Annotated in this window: 18 protein-coding genes; 10 read left to right on the top strand and 8 right to left on the bottom strand. The window is 41.0% G+C overall.

What is annotated here, in order from left to right:
• Window positions 1–101 precede the first annotated feature (101 nt).
• Window positions 102–635: a lecithin retinol acyltransferase family protein gene (locus FTT91_RS08370; protein ID WP_096900868.1), complete on the bottom strand. Its 534-nt coding sequence runs from the start codon at window positions 633–635 to the stop codon at window positions 102–104.
• A gap of 135 nt (window positions 636–770) precedes the next feature.
• Between FTT91_RS08370 and FTT91_RS08365 the strand changes: the two genes are divergently transcribed.
• Window positions 771–1,523: a phosphodiester glycosidase family protein gene (locus FTT91_RS08365; protein WP_225530198.1), complete on the top strand. Its 753-nt coding sequence runs from the start codon at window positions 771–773 to the stop codon at window positions 1,521–1,523.
• Between the two features lie 30 nt (window positions 1,524–1,553).
• On the opposite strand, the gene FTT91_RS08360 is transcribed toward FTT91_RS08365, so the two are convergent.
• The 4 genes from FTT91_RS08360 to FTT91_RS08345 all read right to left on the bottom strand — a co-directional run bounded on the left by FTT91_RS08360 (window position 1,554) and on the right by FTT91_RS08345 (window position 4,439).
• A complete protein-coding gene (locus tag FTT91_RS08360; RefSeq protein WP_004973320.1) occupies window positions 1,554–1,802 on the bottom strand; it encodes a hypothetical protein in 249 nt (82 codons plus the stop codon).
• A gap of 224 nt (window positions 1,803–2,026) precedes the next feature.
• Window positions 2,027–2,251 (bottom strand): hypothetical protein, encoded by a 225-nt coding sequence (locus FTT91_RS08355; protein WP_004973321.1) that lies wholly within the window; start codon window positions 2,249–2,251, stop codon window positions 2,027–2,029.
• A 241-nt stretch (window positions 2,252–2,492) separates the two neighbouring features.
• The gene (trmA, locus tag FTT91_RS08350) at window positions 2,493–3,575 is read right to left on the bottom strand and encodes a tRNA (uridine(54)-C5)-methyltransferase TrmA (RefSeq protein WP_178318681.1); all 1,083 of its coding nucleotides are present in this window, start codon (window positions 3,573–3,575) and stop codon (window positions 2,493–2,495) included.
• Between the two features lie 162 nt (window positions 3,576–3,737).
• Window positions 3,738–4,439 carry an NAD-dependent deacylase gene (locus tag FTT91_RS08345; RefSeq protein WP_004973326.1) on the bottom strand — a complete coding sequence of 234 codons (702 nt, stop codon included), beginning with the start codon at window positions 4,437–4,439 and terminating at the stop codon, window positions 3,738–3,740.
• 264 nt (window positions 4,440–4,703) lie between these two features.
• Here FTT91_RS08345 and FTT91_RS08340 point away from each other — a divergent pair, with 264 nt between their 5' ends.
• Entirely contained in the window at window positions 4,704–5,945 is a 1,242-nt protein-coding gene (locus FTT91_RS08340; protein WP_180169254.1) for an acyl-CoA dehydrogenase, read from the top strand.
• A gap of 78 nt (window positions 5,946–6,023) precedes the next feature.
• Here the strand turns inward: FTT91_RS08340 and FTT91_RS08335 are convergent, their stop codons facing one another.
• On the bottom strand, window positions 6,024–6,932 hold the full coding sequence (locus FTT91_RS08335) for an alpha/beta fold hydrolase (protein ID WP_180169253.1): 909 nt from the start codon (window positions 6,930–6,932) through the stop codon (window positions 6,024–6,026).
• Window positions 6,933–7,057: 125 nt separating this feature from the next.
• Window positions 7,058–7,609 carry a PadR family transcriptional regulator gene (locus tag FTT91_RS08330; RefSeq protein WP_004973333.1) on the bottom strand — a complete coding sequence of 184 codons (552 nt, stop codon included), beginning with the start codon at window positions 7,607–7,609 and terminating at the stop codon, window positions 7,058–7,060.
• A gap of 134 nt (window positions 7,610–7,743) precedes the next feature.
• On the opposite strand from FTT91_RS08330, the gene FTT91_RS08325 reads away from it, so the two are divergent.
• From FTT91_RS08325 to FTT91_RS08315, 3 genes are all read left to right on the top strand, one after another.
• Complete coding sequence (locus FTT91_RS08325; protein ID WP_180169252.1) at window positions 7,744–9,768, top strand: NADPH-dependent 2,4-dienoyl-CoA reductase; 2,025 nt, start codon at window positions 7,744–7,746, stop codon at window positions 9,766–9,768.
• A 140-nt stretch (window positions 9,769–9,908) separates the two neighbouring features.
• The gene (locus tag FTT91_RS08320) at window positions 9,909–10,322 is read left to right on the top strand and encodes a nuclear transport factor 2 family protein (protein WP_004973337.1); all 414 of its coding nucleotides are present in this window, start codon (window positions 9,909–9,911) and stop codon (window positions 10,320–10,322) included.
• A gap of 90 nt (window positions 10,323–10,412) precedes the next feature.
• Window positions 10,413–11,519, top strand: a complete 1,107-nt coding sequence (locus FTT91_RS08315; protein ID WP_026438425.1) for a YheT family hydrolase — start codon at window positions 10,413–10,415, stop codon at window positions 11,517–11,519.
• Between the two features lie 197 nt (window positions 11,520–11,716).
• On the opposite strand, the gene FTT91_RS08310 is transcribed toward FTT91_RS08315, so the two are convergent.
• Window positions 11,717–12,136 carry an internalin gene (locus tag FTT91_RS08310; protein WP_096900861.1) on the bottom strand — a complete coding sequence of 140 codons (420 nt, stop codon included), beginning with the start codon at window positions 12,134–12,136 and terminating at the stop codon, window positions 11,717–11,719.
• Between the two features lie 226 nt (window positions 12,137–12,362).
• Between FTT91_RS08310 and FTT91_RS08305 the strand changes: the two genes are divergently transcribed.
• The 5 genes from FTT91_RS08305 (at window position 12,363) to ispD (ending at window position 17,361) form a co-directional block, all read left to right on the top strand.
• Window positions 12,363–14,003: a CTP synthase gene (locus FTT91_RS08305; protein ID WP_004973343.1), complete on the top strand. Its 1,641-nt coding sequence runs from the start codon at window positions 12,363–12,365 to the stop codon at window positions 14,001–14,003.
• A gap of 31 nt (window positions 14,004–14,034) precedes the next feature.
• The gene (kdsA, locus tag FTT91_RS08300) at window positions 14,035–14,892 is read left to right on the top strand and encodes a 3-deoxy-8-phosphooctulonate synthase (RefSeq protein WP_004973345.1); all 858 of its coding nucleotides are present in this window, start codon (window positions 14,035–14,037) and stop codon (window positions 14,890–14,892) included.
• Between the two features lie 73 nt (window positions 14,893–14,965).
• Window positions 14,966–16,255: a phosphopyruvate hydratase gene (gene eno, locus FTT91_RS08295; protein WP_179991097.1), complete on the top strand. Its 1,290-nt coding sequence runs from the start codon at window positions 14,966–14,968 to the stop codon at window positions 16,253–16,255.
• A 13-nt stretch (window positions 16,256–16,268) separates the two neighbouring features.
• The gene (locus FTT91_RS08290; protein WP_167846043.1) at window positions 16,269–16,673 is read left to right on the top strand and encodes a septum formation initiator family protein; all 405 of its coding nucleotides are present in this window, start codon (window positions 16,269–16,271) and stop codon (window positions 16,671–16,673) included.
• Complete coding sequence (gene ispD, locus FTT91_RS08285; protein WP_179991098.1) at window positions 16,630–17,361, top strand: 2-C-methyl-D-erythritol 4-phosphate cytidylyltransferase; 732 nt, start codon at window positions 16,630–16,632, stop codon at window positions 17,359–17,361. Before FTT91_RS08290 ends, ispD begins: the two co-directional genes overlap by 44 nt.
• Window positions 17,362–17,412: the final 51 nt, after the last annotated feature.

Here is a 17,412-nt window from a genome sequence, read left to right as displayed (position 1 = left end):
GAAAGCCCAACTTGATCAATTCAGGTTGGGCTTTTGGTTTTATCTATTTGAGGTTTATAGAATATTTTGTGAGATATACAGTGTCGCTAAAATGACTGTGATTAGCGGTTTTTATGCTGTTCCTGCTTCATCAGGATTTGCGGTAACTGCATTTTGGCTTTATCGCGTAGTTTCTTCTTAATATAGAGCACTAAAGCAAAGCAAGTGGTGGTCAGGGTCAGCATCATACTGTTCATATAACTCATCAATGAACTGACATAACCAATGGTGGTTAAACGATCCATCATCTTAAATACTTGCGGGCTGCTTTCCACACCTGTAATTGCCCAAGTGCATAAATGTTCACAGTTATTCATAATCAGATGATAATTGTTTTCATGCATTCTGGAGCGCATACGGCGTACCACTTTGCGGCCTTTATACTTGGGCGCATGATACGACTGCACAATAATATTTTTGCCGTGACTAAACTTTTCAATACTGGTCATTTCAATCGGGTGTTTTTTAAAAAGATGTGCAAAACCCGAATAGTGAATCACGCGACCACGCCCGGCATAGATACCATGATGGCTATAGCCGAAGTGTTTCACAATTAAATGTGCCCCTAAAGGAAATCGTGTTTTCTGCTTGAGCATCGTACGCTTGACCAATAAAGTAACATGAGTAGAGAAAAGAAATCAGGTTTTATAGTGTACTGCGTCTGAAGCAAATATGCGATAACCCATTCAGTTATATGCACAATTTGTAACATAGCAGGTATGGAGATGATAATGTTTTGTTCTCGGTGGAAGTGCTTATTGCTCTGTTATTTATTCTGCACGCCTACTGCACAAGCGGAAATTCGCGCATGGACGGTTAACAACAGTAAAATCAATGCAGATGTGGTGGAAGTGACACAGTTGTCACAGTTAGGCTTATATCTGAAAGATCGGCAAGGGAAACCATATCTGCAAATTTCACAACTACAAAAAAATCTACAGTCTTGTGAAAACATGCAATTTGCCATGAATGCAGGCATGTTTCATCCAGATTATTCGCCTGTGGGTTTGTATGTGGAACAAGGACGACAACTTAAAAAGCTGAACCGACAGCAACAGGGATGGGGGAATTTTTTAATTCAGCCCAATGGTGTACTGGCGTGGAATCATCAACGGGTGTTTTTAGGAACAACCCAACAATATGCCAATCAAGCGTTCAAAGCGCAGTATGCGACACAGTCTGGCCCAATGTTAGTTATTAATCGCCAGTTAAATTCACGTTTTTTGGCAGACAGTACTTCTTATAAAATTAGAAATGGGGTTGGGTTAAAAGACCAAAGCCTGTACTTTGTGATTAGCAAGACGCCCGTAACTTTTCATCAATTTGCCACCTTTTTTAAAGATGAGCTGCAAACGCCAAATGCCTTGTATTTAGATGGTTCGATTTCTACAGCGTATATTCCGCAATTACAACGTCATACTCATCCACATCGCAATTTAGGTCCAATTTTAGCTTATATAGATCATCAAGGCTGTAAACCCTAACATTGGAATTTGGTTTTGGCTTGGCTGAATTTATTGTCCAATAAAACCTAAGGCTGTGCCTTGCATCCTGCAGATTTTGACTGCTTCTTCGCTTTTCATTTGTTTGACTTCATTTTCAAATTGCTTTTTTTGTTGTTTAAGTTGCTCATCTGAAATACCCATGTTTTTAGCAAAACTTTCCATTTTCTCCCAAGTTTCGGCACATTCTTTCGGCATTGGGCTACAGGCTGTTAAACTTAGGCTGAGTAGGGCAAGACAGCTAAGGCTAGTTTTTTTCATTGTCATTTTCTCTGTTTGAATAATTCGAATTTATTGGTGTAATGATTATGTGTAGAAATATTAGCGCATGATTATGAAGATATGATTGACTGCGTTTGAAAAGATTAGCGTTTTTGTGCAAGTTCAAGCACGTGTCGCGATTTATAAAATTTATCGTTCTAATATATATGCAGCCATTAAAAAAGGCACTTAGTTCAACTAAATGCCTTTTTTATCATATTCCATTACTGGAATGGTAGATGCTGGAGTTCATTTAACTCTTTGCGGCTATAACCTCGCGAAGCGAGAACCTTCTTAATCCCGATAATGACATCTTCATCTGTGGCTTTGGTTAAAGCTTCGAGAAGTTGTTCATTTGTCTTGCAAGAGCAATCATTTTCAACACAAGCAATTTGATTTTTATGCTCGTTTTGCTGTTCTGTAGAGAACAACTTTTGCCAAAAACTCATAGAGCCTTCATTCACAACCTAACATAGATCGAAATATAGCCAATATAAAAAATAAATCAAGTCGACCTAAGTGATAAAAGCAGCAATCGAGTTGCAGAATTTTCGATGATATTGCATTTTTTTAACGAAATTATGACAGCTAAAGGGCTTGTAATGCTTTAACTGATTCATTTACATCATAATATTTACAAGTGCTCAAAAGCAGAACTTGTAAATATTGAAGAAAAATGCAACAAATTGTTTAAATCTTTTCCAGTAAAACAGCCGATTCAACATGATGGGTGTATGGGAATTGATCAAACAGTGCAAATTTCGTCACTTTATGGCTTTGACACAAGGTTTTTAAATTGTCATGCAAAGTGTCTGGGTTGCACGAAATATAAATAATACGTTTAAAACGCTGTAGGAGTTTTAAGGTGTCATCGTCAATTCCTGCGCGTGGCGGATCGACAAAGACCGTATCAAAATCATAACTTGCAAGATCAATGTTCGCTTCTTGCAAGCGGCGGAATTCACGCTCACCGTTATAGGCTTGAGTAAACTCTTCAGCCGATAAGCGTGCCACTTGAATATTCTCAATCTGGTTTTGTTCAATATTCCACTGCGCTGCATATACCGAAGATTTAGCCAGTTCTGTGGCAAGTACACGACGGAAACGAGTCGATAGCGGCAGGGTAAAGTTACCATTACCACAATAAAGTTCTAATAAATCTTGCTCAGAATGTTCGGCAACCGTACATGCCCATTCCAGCATTTTTTGGCAAACTTGCGCGTTTGGCTGGGTAAAGCTGCTTTCAATTTGCTTATAGGTATAAGTGCGCTCAAAAACCTGTAATTGTTCAACTACATACTCATCGGATAGCACGAATTTTTGCCCACGGCTGCGTCCAATCAGTTTAATGTTTAATGCTTTGCTCAAAGCTTGGGCTGCAGGCTCCCAATCAGATTCAAGTTTGCGGTGATAAAGCAGTGAAACCAACATTTCGCCACTTAAAGTCGCTAAAAAATGCACTTCAAATAAACGAGCCGATAATACGGGATCGGCTTTCAGGGCGGCTAACAGCTTTGGCATTAATAAGTTAATGCTGCGGTCTGCAATCGGAAACTCATCTACACGAATAACTTTTTTCTGCTTATCTTCACTGCGTTCAAACATGGCATAAAACAGATCATCTTCAATATGCCAAATTCGGAACTCTGCCCGCATACGGTAGTTGTGTTCTGGTGAGGCAAATACTTGCAAGGCAGGCGGGTTATATTCGGCAAATTGGGCAGAAATACGGGCAACTTTTGCATCAAGTTGTTGCTGATAAGATGAGGTCATATGCAGTAAACATCACAAACACAGAGAAAGAGCGATGGTAACAAAGTTTTAAAGAGATACCTAAAACTATTATGAAAATGATGCAATCCTGCAAGATGTCAAAATAGCCTAAGCATGTTGATGACATCTTACAAGTGGAAAAATTTAGATACTGTAATTACTTTAAACTTGATGTAATTGATCGAACAATTGCTGCATGCCCTCAGTGGCAGTTTTGGAAATCCGTTGAAATTGAGCAGGAAGTTGGGCTTGCATGGCTTTTGGGTCAATATAATAAGCCTGACAATTTGCAGGAATTTCGTGTACTAATCCAGCAACAGGGTACACCACCAAACTTGTACCAATCACAATAAAAATATCGGCATCTTGAATCAAATCCAGTGCTTCTTCATAGGCAGGAACTGCTTCGCCAAACCAGACCACATGCGGACGTAAAGGATAGCCTTGTGGGCAAAGATCCTGTTGCAAGTTCAGCGAGTCACCTTCAATTGGAAAAAATTCTGTCGTGTATTGTGCATGAGGCCCTGAGCTTTTGGCTAAACGAATATTGCCGTGTAAATGCAAAACTTCTGAACTGCCTGCACGTTCATGCAAATCATCAATATTTTGGGTGATCACTTGTACATCAAAATCATCTTCAAGTTCAGCAATTAAGCGATGCGCCAAGTTAGGCTGCGCATTAAGAATGTTTTTACGACGTTCATTATAAAAGCGTTGGACTAATTCAGGATTCCTTGCCCATGCTTCAGGACTTGCGACATCCTCCACGCGATGTTTTTCCCATAAGCCATCACCATCTCTAAAGGTGTTGATTCCACTTTCTGCGCTCATACCTGCACCCGAAAAAACCACTAATTTACGCATGTTTTATTCTCTTGATGGATGGTTAGATTTGAGTATAAGTGCCGAAAATAGAAACACAAATCTACAGCTCATTTTTTCAGAATTTTAAGTATCTAAATATGTGAAAGTTTAGTGCTGTCTATAACTTTGCTGAATAATTGAATCAAAGTTCACTTTTTATTGCTTGTTATTTCATTTTAATGATAGAACATAAAGTAAAGTAGTATGACGCTACAAAATCAAATATTGATGAACCAGAACCTATAATAATGTGCAGAGGATGCCATGTCACAACACAATCCATCGCCAAATCACACGCCTGCAACTCACAGTGAAAAAGTGAAATTTGATTGGAAAGATCCTTTTTTGCTTGAACAGCAATTGACTGAAACCGAACGTATGATTCGTGATAGTGCCTATGCTTATTGTCAGGAAAAATTACTGCCGCGGGTACGTGATCAGTTTAGACATGAAACGGTAGATCGCAGCATCTTCCGTGAAATGGGTGAGCTTGGTTTGTTAGGCTCAACCATACCTGAACAATATGGCGGTGCAGGTTTAAATTATGTGAGTTATGGATTAATTTCACGTGAAATTGAACGGGTCGATTCAGGCTATCGTTCTATGGCAAGTGTACAAAGCTCATTGGTGATGGTGCCAATTTATGAGTTTGGCAGTGAAGCACAAAAACAGAAATATTTACCCAAACTTGCTTCGGGTGAATGGATCGGATGTTTTGGTCTGACTGAACCTGATTTTGGCTCCGACCCTGGCAGTATGAACAGCAGAGCACATAAAGTTGCAGGCGGTTATCGTTTACACGGTGCGAAAATGTGGATTACCAATAGTCCAATTGCCGATGTATTTGTGGTGTGGGCAAAAGAAGTTTCGGCAGATGGGCAGGTGGGTGATATTCGCGGTTTTATTTTAGAAAAAGGTTGGGATGGACTTTCTGCGCCAATCATTCAGGGCAAGGTTGGTCTACGCGCATCAATCACAGGTGAAATTGTCATGGACAATGTTTTTGTGTCTGAAGAAAATATGTTACCTGAAGTGCGTGGTTTAAAAGGGCCGTTCACTTGTTTAAATAGTGCACGTTATGGCATTGCTTGGGGTGCTATGGGTGCGGCTGAGTTTTGTTGGCATACTGCGCATCAATATACGATGGATCGGATTCAGTTCGGACGTCCTTTGGCGGCCAATCAGCTCATTCAAAAGAAACTTGCCGATATGCAAACCGAAATCGCGCTGGGTTTACAAATTGCTTTACGTTTTGGTCGTATGAAAGATGAGGGTATTGCTTCACTCGAAGGTACTTCGCTGATTAAACGCAACAACTGTGGCAAGGCCTTAGAGATTGCTCGTATGGCGCGCGATATGCTTGGTGGGAATGGTATCAGTGATGAATATGGCGTGGCGCGGCATTTGGTCAATTTGGAAGTCGTGAATACCTATGAAGGGACGCACGATGTGCATGCGCTAATTTTAGGTCGTGCGCAAACGGGTATCGCGGCTTTTGCCAATTAAATCTAGATCTAAACTAAATCTAGGTCTAATGATGCTACGGTGGAAAATATTGCAAACCACATTTTCCACCGTTTTACTTTAGCTGTTTAGTTTTAAAAATTGGCTAATTTCCTGATTAAATTTCAACGGTTCGGTCAGTAAAGGGGTATGCCCAGATTGGTGAAATATGACTTGTTTCGCATTCGGCATAGCTTCTACCACTTGACGTTGTCCTTCTGCCGCATACAAGGTCGATTGTGCGCCTGTAAAAAAGACTGTCGGACAACCCAGTTGAGTTAAAGCCTCACGATAATCTTCCTGATTGTGTAAATAATTGTCGATATACCAGCGTAAATAATCTAAACGCTGTGTAGGTAAAATATAGCGTTGTAAAACAGGACGTTTGACGGCCAGTTTAAATAAAAACGGACTGATTTTATTGCTGGCTTGTAATTCTATAAATTCTAGCCAAAGTTCGACTAAGTTTTTACGCTGCAACACATCTATTTGTTGAATATCAGTATATTGCGCGTGATCATGTAAAAACTCGGACAGATGAATCAATAACTGTTTAAATTGTTGATGTTGATTGCCAAATAAGCCATAAGGCCAGTTTTCATCTACCCCAATTTTTGGTGCTTGGTCAATTTGTAAATAACTGCTTAAATGCGCAGCCAATTGTCCATATTGCATGCCATGCATGGCAGTGGTTGCCCCCATGGAATAGCCAATCAGTTTAAATTGTTGCAGGTTCTGTTGTTGAAGCAGACTGTTTAAATCTTGCCAATGGCTCGAAATAGCATCCAGTTCTGGAACGGCACACAGGTTTGAACCCCCAAAACCACGCCAGTCTGGAATAATAAAACGATACTGCTTTTTATGTTGATACAGAAATGGCAACCATTGCCAACTGTGCATGCCTAAACCTGAAAGCACAACCACAGGCTCACCTTGACCAAATTCACGTACAAATAGAGCTTCGCCATCGGGCATGCGGTAAAAAGGCATCAGCATTTCCTTGCATGGTTGTAATTAAAGATGCGTTATTCTTTATAGCATAGCCTGATCATTTCTGTATGGTGAGCAACCCTGATTTCACATTGATGTGGTTGCTATTACTTAAAAATATACTTTTAAGATGAGGCTTCGGCATCAAACTTTTTCAGTTCAGGAATCACATTTTCTAGCCATTCAATCCAGCCAATTTCCTGATCTATCCCTAGCTGCAAAATCATTTTATGAATATACAGGGTACGGTTGTTCGCAGGTGCTTGGCTAAAGTCTTTGGCAAAAATCTGTTGATAGGTGTGCAACTTGGCTTTGTGAAGCAGCAAATGTCGTTCTAGTTCGGGTAAGACGCTGTTGCCGCCAAGTTGGGCTTCGGCACGTAAACGTACCATAAGTTCTTCGCGTAATTGTGCAGGCGGGCTTTGCTCGACCATCCAGTTTGCCAGTTCATGCCGCCCCAAAGCTTCTACCTGATAGGTTTTGCTACGACTGCTAGAATCTTCATCTTCTAAGGTTGAAATCCAACCTTTTTTCAGCATGGTATTTAGTTCGCGATAAATTTGTTGATGGGTCGCATTCCAGAAAAACCCCATAGAGCGGTCAAAACGGCGTGCCAATTCAATACCGTTACTGGGTTTTTCAATTAAACTGGTCAATAAAACGTGAGCGAGCGACATAAACAGAGCAACTTTATTTTTTTCAGCTTTAATTATGCAACATGTTGCATAAAAATTAAATCTAGAATATAAAAGTATGCAACAAGTTGCATTAAGCATAAAGCAGCCAGCATTTTTGCCAGCAGGGAGATTCTATGTCTGACTATCCACATTTACTTGCGCCTTTAGATTTAGGCTTTACCACTTTAAAAAATCGGGTCTTAATGGGTTCAATGCACGTTGGACTAGAAGAAGCACTGGGTGGATACGAACGTATGGCGGCTTTTTATGCAGAGCGTGCCAAAGGTGGCGTTGGGCTGATTGTAACAGGTGGTATTTCACCGAATGATGCAGGCTTAACCTTTGCGGGCGGCAATAAACTTGATACTCGTCAAGAAGCAGAAAAACATAAAGTGGTGACTCAGGCTGTGCATGATGCAGGCGGCAAAATTGCTTTACAGATTTTACATACGGGACGTTATTCCTATCAGCCCGATATTGTCGCACCGTCAGCAATTCAGGCACCGATTAACCCAAGTAAACCACATGCACTAACATCGGCAGAAGTACAGCAAACCATTGCCGACTTTGTGAATTGTGCCAAATTGGCACAATACGCAGGCTATGATGGTGTCGAAATCATGGGTTCGGAAGGCTATTTAATTAATGAGTTTATTGTTGCGCGTACCAACCATCGTGATGATGAATGGGGCGGCAGTTATGAAAACCGTATTCGTTTCCCAATTGAAATTGTTAAACGTACCCGTGCAGAAGTGGGTGAAAACTTTATTATTATTTACCGCTTGTCGATGTTGGATTTAGTCGAAGGCGGTTCGAGTTTTGAAGAAGTGGTGCAATTGGCACAAGCGATTGAAAAAGCAGGTGCAACCATTATCAATACAGGGATTGGCTGGCATGAAGCACGTATCCCAACCATTGCTACCAAAGTCCCTCGCGCAGCTTTTACATGGGTGACAGAGAAATTAAAAGGTTTGGTTAAAGTGCCACTGATCACTTCAAACCGTATTAACACCCCTGAAATGGCTGAGCATGTTTTGGCTGCAGGACATGCCGATATGGTATCGATGGCACGTCCAATGTTGGCAGATGCTTTCTTTGTGCAAAAAGCAGAGCAAGGTCGCAGTGATGAAATCAACACATGTATTGGTTGTAACCAAGCTTGTTTAGACCATATTTTCTCAATGAAGATTGCTTCATGTTTGGTCAATCCACGTGCTTGCCATGAAACAGAACTCATTTTTAAAGAAGTAACACAGACTAAAAAAATTGCGGTGATTGGTGCAGGGCCTGCAGGTTTGAGCTTTGCAACCTATGCTGCAGAACGTGGGCATCAGGTGACGATTTTTGAAGCATCGAATCAAATTGGTGGGCAGTTTAATATTGCTAAAACCATTCCTGGTAAAGAAGAGTTTTACGAAACTTTGCGCTATTTCAAACGCCAAATTGAGCTGCAACCGAATATTAAATTGGTATTGAATCATACGGCTAGTTTTGAACAATTGCTCAATGCTGACTTCGATGATGTGGTTGTGGCAACAGGTGTAACCCCGCGTCAATTGGATATCGCAGGTATTAATCACCCTAAAGTGCTGAGCTATATTGAGGTATTAAAAGAGCGTAAGCCTGTAGGTCAACGTGTTGCGATTATTGGCGCTGGTGGTATTGGTTTTGATACTGCAGAATATTTAAGCCATGAAGGTGAAAGTGGTAGTCTAAATCCTGAAAAATTTTACGATGAATGGGGAATTGATACCAATTATGCGCATGTCGGTGGTTTAAAAGCAGCAAAAGTTGAAGAATCGCCACGTGAAATTTATTTATTGCAACGTAAAGCATCATCCGTGGGTGCTGGCTTGGGTAAAACAACAGGCTGGATTCATCGTACAGGTTTAAAAAACCGTGACGTTAAAATGATTGCAGGGGCAAGTTATGACCTGATTGATGATCAAGGCTTGCACATCACCGTCAATGGTCAAAGTACAGTGCTCGAAGTTGATCATGTGGTGATTTGTGCAGGGCAAGAGTCTTACACCGCCATGTATGAGCAATTACAGGCAGCAGGCAAAAATGTGCATTTAATTGGTGGGGCGAAAGAAGCAGGCGAGTTAGATGCCAAACGTGCAATTCGTCAGGGTGCTGAATTGGCAGCGAAAATTTAATGTAATTCCTTCTCCCTCTCCTTTGGGAGGGGGCTGGGGAGAGAGTTAATAATCGCTTCTGCCCAGTGCAGCAGTGCTTCAGTCTCACTCAGGGACTCTGCATAGAAATGAAATATCAAAACAAAAAAAAGGAACTTAACATGACTTTGGAAACAACAAAATTAGCGGTACAGCGTTGGCATACAATGCTGCAAAACCATGATATGTCTATTTTGAGTGAATTGCTGGCAGATGATGTGGTGTTTCGTTCACCTGTAGCGTACCAACCTTATGCGGGTAAACAAGTGGTATTTTTTATTTTGACCAATGTAATTCAGGTCTTTGAAAACTTTACTTATCACCGTGAGTTTTATACTGAAGATGGTTGCAATGTTGTACTTGAATTTTCCGCCAATGTGGGAGATAAAAAACTTAAAGGAATTGATATGATTCAATTCAATACACAAGGACAAATTGTGGACTTTGAAGTGATGATTCGCCCGAAAAGTGGTTTAGAGGCATTGGCTGTGCAAATGGGACAACGTATGGCTGCCTTTATGCCAACCGAAAAATAAAATACCGCGTGTGTATGGCAATGAAGTTGTTTTATAGAAATCGGTTTCGGGTTGGCATGCTTGAAAGTGCATGTATTGCTTGGGAGTAAAATGATGTCTACATTACAAAAAATAGCGAAAATTACACAAGCGGTTTTAGATCAGGTCACAGGCGCAGATTTACCGACGTTGTATTATCATCCACATGGAGAAATCCGTCGGGTATTGGATTATTTACCACAGCTCAAAGAAAAATACCGTCCAACACCGTGGCTGTCCAATACACATGCGCATCTTTTATATTTTGATTTAATTAAAAAGAAAACCATTCGTCAGCAGTATGATCGGGTTGATCAACTCACTATGCAAGATGGCGGTATCACCGCAGTTGCTTGGGTGGGTTATGACTTACCTGCAGATACTCCCACAATTGTTTTAATGCATACCATTACAGGTTCTTTGGAAAGTATGCGTGAGTTGGTGCGCGATTTACATCAACAGACACAGTGGCGTATTGCCTTATGTTTACGTCGTGGGCATGGCAATTTACCTATGCCTGTACCACAAATGAATCTGTTTGGTTCGACGCATGATTTGCGTGAACAAATAGTGTTTATTCAGCAACAATTTCCACAATCTGAATTATATGCTGTTGGTTCTTCCGCAGGGACAGGATTATTGGTGCGCTATTTGGGCGAAGAAGGCGAGCAAACCCCAATTAAAGCCGCGTTTGCACTGTGCCCAGGATATAACACTGAACTAGGCTTTCAGCATGTGCATCCTTTTTACAGTAAAGTGATGACCAAAAAATTATTCCAGTTTTTTATTCAGCCCCATCAGGACATTTGGCAAAACGTAAAATCTTTATCGCAAGTGTTAAGTGCGACTACATTGGCAGAGTTTGAAAAGGCGTATTTTGAATTGGCGGGTTTTGAAGATTATGACAGCTACACACAAGCCATTAACCCAATTTATGTGTTTGAGAATGTCAAAATTCCGCTTATGGTTTTAAATGCAGAAGATGACCCAGTGTGCCACATCAAAAACTTTGATCCTTATAAAGAAACCATACGGAAAATGCCAAATATTATGGTAGTGACGACCCGTAAAGGCAGTCATTGTGGTTTTTATGAAGGTGTCGGTTTTACTAAATCTTGGGCATCGCGTTTAATTTCTAATTATTTTAAAGTGCAATCGCAGTTGCTGCAGGCAAGTTAAAGTGAAGCGCACAAACTTATATAGAAATAGGTAGCTGTATTGCAAATGTATTCACGAGTTATCTCAGCGAAGACTCATCCAAATGAATAAAAAACCCAGTACACAATGACTGGGTTTTTTAACGTCAATTCAAATCTAAGATAAGAACTTACACCTTAAAACTGACTTTAACTTAAAGCTTAGTTTTAAGTGAGCACTTAGTTCTCAAGTGCTGGGGTTGCAGCAGCAATCGCAGCGGCAACAGCATCATCTTCAGATTGAGCACCTGTGTTATTGCTTGGACGTGCTTGAGTTGGTTTATCTTCTGCTACAGGAGCTGCCGCTTTCGGCGCAGGCGCAGGTGCAGCAGCAGGTTGTGCAGGTGTTTCACGACGGATTTCAGTTGTGGTGTTCACTGTTTCAGTGCGCTCCACTTCTACCTGTGCAGGCGCTTCTGGTTCAGCATCTTGAATGTTTTCAACAGGTTCTAGTGGTTCAAATTGAGCAGTTTCAGTAGTTTGTTCAGTTTGAACCTCTACTTGTTCTTGCTCATCTTGCTTTGGCTGTTCTTTTTTTACACATGCAGTTAATAACAACGCCGTTGCAATTGCACCACAAATTAAAAGTTTCTTATTCATAATTGCACAAAATAAAAGATCGGATAGACGGACGTATTATAGCAATAAAATGACAGATGAAAATCCTCTCAAGAAGTTCTAATTTTTTATAGGAAATGCTGATAGAATAACCAATTGTTTATTGTTCTATGAATTGATGCGGAATGACTTTGCTTTATTGGTGCAGAGTAAAGTAAAATTGCGCAACATTGCAGGCCGATTTAGGCTCGATTGTACGAGAAACCCAATGACCCATTTTATTTTCGTGACTGGTGGTGTAGTTTCATCACTAGGTAAAGGTATTTCAGCTGCTTCAGTTGCTGCACTTTTAGAAGCCCGTGGTTTAAAAGTAACCATGGTCAAAATGGATCCATACATTAATGTCGATCCAGGGACAATGAGTCCTTTCCAACATGGTGAAGTTTTTGTCACAGAGGATGGTGCCGAAACTGACTTAGATTTGGGTTATTACGAACGTTTCTTGCGTCGTGCGAAAATGACCAAGTTAAATAACTTTACATCTGGTCGCGTGTATCAAGACGTTCTAAACAAAGAGCGCCGTGGTGATTACTTGGGCGGTACTGTTCAGGTGATTCCACACATTACCGATAATATTAAAGAACGTGTACTTCGCGCTGGCGAAGGCTACGATGTCGCAATCGTAGAAATTGGCGGTACAGTAGGCGACATTGAATCTCTCCCATTCATGGAATCTGTACGTCAATTGATGGTGGAATTAGGGCATAAGCGTACTATGCTCATGCACTTAACTTTATTGCCATATATCAAATCTGCGGCAGAGTTAAAAACCAAGCCAACTCAACACTCAGTTAAAGAATTGTTATCTATCGGTATTCAGCCAGATATTCTCATCTGCCGTACTGAACATGATGTTGATGCTGACACTACCCGTAAAATTGCGTTATTTACCAACGTAGAAGCACGTGCGGTTGTGGTATGTAAAGATGCCAAAACCATCTACCAAATTCCGCGTACATTCTATGAACAAGACGTTGATGATTTAATTTGTGAGCGTTTTGGCTTCAATGATCTTCCAGAAGCAGATTTATCTGATTGGGATAACGTAGTTGATGCATTATTGAACCCTGAATACAGCGTTCGTGTGGCGATGGTGGGTAAATATGTTGAACTGCCAGATGCCTATAAATCTGTAAACGAAGCATTATTGCATGCGGGTATTCAAAACCGCGTCAAAGTTGAAATTGACTATGTCAATGCAGAAGACCTTGAAAGCCAAGACGTTAATACTGTACTTAAAGATGCCGATGCAATTTTAGTTCCGGGCGGCTTTGGTGAGCGCGGTACCGAAGGTAAAATGCAAGCCATCAAATATGCACGTGAAAACGGTGTCCCATTCTTGGGAATCTGTTTGGGTATGCAATTGGCTGTGATTGAATATGCACGTAATGTGGCAGGTATTGCCGATGCAAGTTCAACAGAGTTTAACCGTTCGACTAAGTCGCCACTTATTGGTTTGATTACTGAATGGTTAGATGAGCGCGGCGAAGTTCAACAGCGTTCTGTCGATTCTGACTTGGGCGGCACTATGCGTTTAGGTGCACAAAAATCTGAATTGGTTGAAGGTACCAAAACTCGTGAAGTGTATGGTTCTGCAGAAATTGTAGAGCGCCATCGCCATCGCTATGAAATGAATAACCGTTATATTCCTGTGCTTGAAGAAGCAGGTCTTAAAATTTCGGGTTATTCACCAATTCAGCACTTGGTTGAAACTGTTGAAATTCCGCAACATCCTTGGTTTATTGCGGTACAATTCCACCCAGAATTTACCAGCTCGCCACGTGATGGACATCCATTGTTTGCTGGCTTTATCGGTGCGGCAAAACAACAGCATCAAAAAACCAAATAAGATGGCTTTAGGGATAAACTAGGAAGTTGAAATGTCACAATTAAAACCACAAGAAATTGTACGTTTGGGTGATATACAAATGGCGAATCATTTGCCATTTGTATTGTTTGGCGGCATGAATGTACTTGAGTCTAAAGACCTTGCATTTGAAATTGCTGAAACTTATGTGGATATTTGCACACGCTTAAATATCCCGTATGTATTCAAAGCCAGTTTTGACAAAGCCAACCGTTCTAGCCTGAACTCATTTCGTGGTCCCGGTTTAGAAAAAGGCATTGAATGGCTGGCTGACATTAAAAAGCATTTTAATGTGCCAATTATTACCGATGTGCATGAGCCGTATCAGGCTGCGCCTGTGGCAGAAGTGGCAGATATTATTCAGCTTCCTGCGTTTTTAAGTCGCCAAACCGATTTGGTTGAAGCGATGGCAAAAACTCAAGCCATTATCAACATCAAAAAAGCACAATTCCTTGCGCCGCACGAAATGCGTCATATTTTGCATAAGTGTTTAGAAGCAGGGAATGACAAATTGATTCTTTGTGAGCGTGGTTCAGCATTTGGTTACAACAACTTGGTTGTCGATATGCTGGGCTTTGACATCATGAAAGAAATGAATGTACCTGTGTTCTTTGATGTAACCCATGCTTTGCAAACTCCGGGTGGTCGTGCAGATTCGGCAGGTGGTCGTCGTGCACAAATTACCACCTTGGCACGTGCAGGTATGGCAACTGGCTTGGCAGGTTTATTCCTAGAAGCACATCCTGAACCAGAGCAGGCAAAGTGTGATGGCCCATGTGCATTGCGTCTATCACAACTTGAGCCGTTCTTGGCACAGCTTAAAGAATTGGATACCTTGGTAAAAGGTTTCCAAAAGCTAGATACACACTAAATTAGATCCATATTAAATTATAGACTCATTGATGCCTAAAGCATCACGTTATTAATCAACTGAGGAATTGTTCATGAGCCAAATCGTTGACATTCGTGCACGTGAAATTTTGGACTCTCGTGGTAACCCAACCATCGAAGCAGACGTAATCTTAGCATCTGGCGTAGTTGGCCGTGCATGTGCACCATCAGGTGCTTCAACTGGTTCTCGTGAAGCTCTAGAACTTCGTGATGGCGATAAAGCACGTTACTTGGGTAAAGGCGTTAAAACTGCGGTAAATAACGTCAATACTTTAATTCGTGATGCTTTACTTGGTAAGTCTGTGTTTGAACAAAAAGACATCGACAACACCATGATTGCGCTTGATGGTACTGAAAACAAAGAAAAATTAGGTGCTAACGCAACTTTAGCCGTGTCTTTGGCTGCTGCGCGCGCTGCTGCTGATGAAAAGAAAATTCCTCTTTTCCAATACATCGCAGACCTTCGTAACAACAGCATTTTAACCATGCCTGTACCAATGATGAACATCTTAAATGGTGGTTCACACGCAGACAACAACGTTGATATTCAAGAGTTCATGATTGAGCCAGTGGGCTTTACTTCATTCTCTGAAGCATTACGTGCTGGTGCAGAAATTTTCCACTCATTAAAATCTGTATTGAATCAAAAAGGTTTAAACACAGCAGTGGGTGATGAAGGTGGTTTTGCGCCAAACTTACGTTCTAACGAAGAAGCAATCACAGTTATTCTTGAAGCTATTGAGAAGACTGGCTACAAAGCGGGTTCTGACATCATGTTGGCGCTTGACTGTGCATCTTCAGAATTCTACAAAAATGGTCAGTACATTCTTGCAGGTGAAGGCAACAAAGCATTCACAAGCAACCAATTCTCTGACTATTTAGCTGGTCTTGTAAATCAATATCCAATTATCTCAATTGAAGATGGTTTAGATGAGTCTGATTGGGAAGGTTGGTCTTACCTCACTTCGATCTTAGGTGACAAGATTCAATTGGTCGGTGATGACTTGTTCGTTACTAACCCGAAAATCTTAAAACGCGGTATCGATGAAAAAGTAGGTAACTCAATCCTGATCAAGTACAACCAAATTGGTACTTTGACTGAAACGCTTGATGCAATTTACCTTGCGAAAGCCAATGGTTACACAACTGTTATTTCACACCGTTCAGGTGAAACTGAAGATTCTACAATTGCGGATCTTGCAGTAGGTACAGCAGCAGGTCAAATCAAGACTGGTTCACTGTGCCGTTCTGACCGTGTAGCAAAATATAACCAATTACTTCGTATTGAAGAATTGACGAATGCTGCATATCGCGGTAAAGCTGAGTTCAAAGGTTTGAACTAAGCGAAATCAGTAGATGTCATTATTAAATGTATTTGACTCCAAAGCGAGTAAAGCATTGTTGGGCCTTGCGATCTTTTTGATCGCAGGGTTTCAATATTTACACTGGTTTGGTGAAGGTGGTTATCGTGACCATGCTGCACTGACAGAAAAAATCCAACAACAAATAGAATTAAATACAGAGCTGAAGGAGCGCAATCGTGTACTTGCAGCAGAAGTTTATGATTTAAAAAATGGGGTAGAAGCCATTGAAGAGCATGCCCGTTTAGATTTAGGCTTAATTAAGCCACATGAAACCTTTGTGCAAATGAGCACCATCAGCACACAATATAAACCAATTTATATTCAACCAAATTCCACAGTAGATTTACGCACCAATGAATCACAACAACCTGCAGCAGCAACCGCCCCGACACCCTAAACTTTGGGCGGTTATTCCCGCAGCGGGTTCTGGTAGTCGTTTTTCTAGAACTGAACTTAAACAATATCAGTATATTCAAGATCAAACAGTCTTAGCGCACAGCATCGCACGTTTAAATCACTTGCCTTTAGCGGGTTATGTTTTGGCGATTGGTCAAGCAGATGATGTGGCGCAAAACCTAAACTTGGCAGAAAAAGAAAAAGCACATTTTTGCGTAGGTGGTGCAGAGCGAGTGAATTCAGTCTTGAATGCACTGCATTATTTATCTGAAATCGCCCATGTAGATGACTGGGTTTTGGTGCATGATGCAGCGCGTCCTTGTGTGACAGCTGCTTGCCTTGAACAGTTGTATCAGACTGCACTGGCAACAGATCAAAGTGCAATTTTGGCTATTCCAGTGCGTGATACTTTAAAAAAGGTAAGCCAAGGCACAAAAATTGAAACCACGGTAAGCCGTGACCAACTTTGGCAAGCGCAAACTCCGCAAATTGCTAAACTTGATGTGCTTAAAACAGCCATTGAATCTGCATTAAAACAGCAATTGACGATTACCGATGAGGCCAGTGCTTTAGAAGCAGCAGGGCAAATTGTAAATGTTGTGCACGGTCGTTCGGATAATATTAAAATCACCTATCCCGATGATTTAGAGCTGGCACGTTTAATTTTAGCCTCACAACAACATGGATGATAAAAATCTAGTGTAATTAACACCGCGTTAAACTTGAATCTTCAACGATTA

Origin of the sequence: Acinetobacter sp. YH12021, assembly GCF_013420145.1 — a bacterium.
In the GTDB taxonomy this organism is placed as follows: Bacteria; Pseudomonadota; Gammaproteobacteria; order Pseudomonadales; family Moraxellaceae; genus Acinetobacter; species Acinetobacter towneri.
Note: the sequence above shows the minus strand (reverse complement) of the source record. Positions and strands in the feature narration are given on the sequence as shown.

What these genes read in the sequence shown, in the direction of transcription:
- FTT91_RS08370 (WP_096900868.1), bottom strand. Translation starts at nt 635, where the DNA reads ATGCTCAAGCAGAAAACACGATTTCCTTTAGGGGCACATTTAATTGTG.
- FTT91_RS08365 (WP_225530198.1), top strand. Translation starts at nt 771, where the DNA reads ATGTTTTGTTCTCGGTGGAAGTGCTTATTGCTCTGTTATTTATTCTGC.
- FTT91_RS08360 (WP_004973320.1), bottom strand. Translation starts at nt 1,802, where the DNA reads ATGAAAAAAACTAGCCTTAGCTGTCTTGCCCTACTCAGCCTAAGTTTA.
- FTT91_RS08355 (WP_004973321.1), bottom strand. Translation starts at nt 2,251, where the DNA reads ATGAGTTTTTGGCAAAAGTTGTTCTCTACAGAACAGCAAAACGAGCAT.
- trmA (WP_178318681.1), bottom strand. Translation starts at nt 3,575, where the DNA reads ATGACCTCATCTTATCAGCAACAACTTGATGCAAAAGTTGCCCGTATT.
- FTT91_RS08345 (WP_004973326.1), bottom strand. Translation starts at nt 4,439, where the DNA reads ATGCGTAAATTAGTGGTTTTTTCGGGTGCAGGTATGAGCGCAGAAAGT.
- FTT91_RS08340 (WP_180169254.1), top strand. Translation starts at nt 4,704, where the DNA reads ATGTCACAACACAATCCATCGCCAAATCACACGCCTGCAACTCACAGT.
- FTT91_RS08335 (WP_180169253.1), bottom strand. Translation starts at nt 6,932, where the DNA reads ATGCCTTTTTACCGCATGCCCGATGGCGAAGCTCTATTTGTACGTGAA.
- FTT91_RS08330 (WP_004973333.1), bottom strand. Translation starts at nt 7,609, where the DNA reads ATGTCGCTCGCTCACGTTTTATTGACCAGTTTAATTGAAAAACCCAGT.
- FTT91_RS08325 (WP_180169252.1), top strand. Translation starts at nt 7,744, where the DNA reads ATGTCTGACTATCCACATTTACTTGCGCCTTTAGATTTAGGCTTTACC.
- FTT91_RS08320 (WP_004973337.1), top strand. Translation starts at nt 9,909, where the DNA reads ATGACTTTGGAAACAACAAAATTAGCGGTACAGCGTTGGCATACAATG.
- FTT91_RS08315 (WP_026438425.1), top strand. Translation starts at nt 10,413, where the DNA reads ATGATGTCTACATTACAAAAAATAGCGAAAATTACACAAGCGGTTTTA.
- FTT91_RS08310 (WP_096900861.1), bottom strand. Translation starts at nt 12,136, where the DNA reads ATGAATAAGAAACTTTTAATTTGTGGTGCAATTGCAACGGCGTTGTTA.
- FTT91_RS08305 (WP_004973343.1), top strand. Translation starts at nt 12,363, where the DNA reads ATGACCCATTTTATTTTCGTGACTGGTGGTGTAGTTTCATCACTAGGT.
- kdsA (WP_004973345.1), top strand. Translation starts at nt 14,035, where the DNA reads ATGTCACAATTAAAACCACAAGAAATTGTACGTTTGGGTGATATACAA.
- eno (WP_179991097.1), top strand. Translation starts at nt 14,966, where the DNA reads ATGAGCCAAATCGTTGACATTCGTGCACGTGAAATTTTGGACTCTCGT.
- FTT91_RS08290 (WP_167846043.1), top strand. Translation starts at nt 16,269, where the DNA reads ATGTCATTATTAAATGTATTTGACTCCAAAGCGAGTAAAGCATTGTTG.
- ispD (WP_179991098.1), top strand. Translation starts at nt 16,630, where the DNA reads ATGAATCACAACAACCTGCAGCAGCAACCGCCCCGACACCCTAAACTT.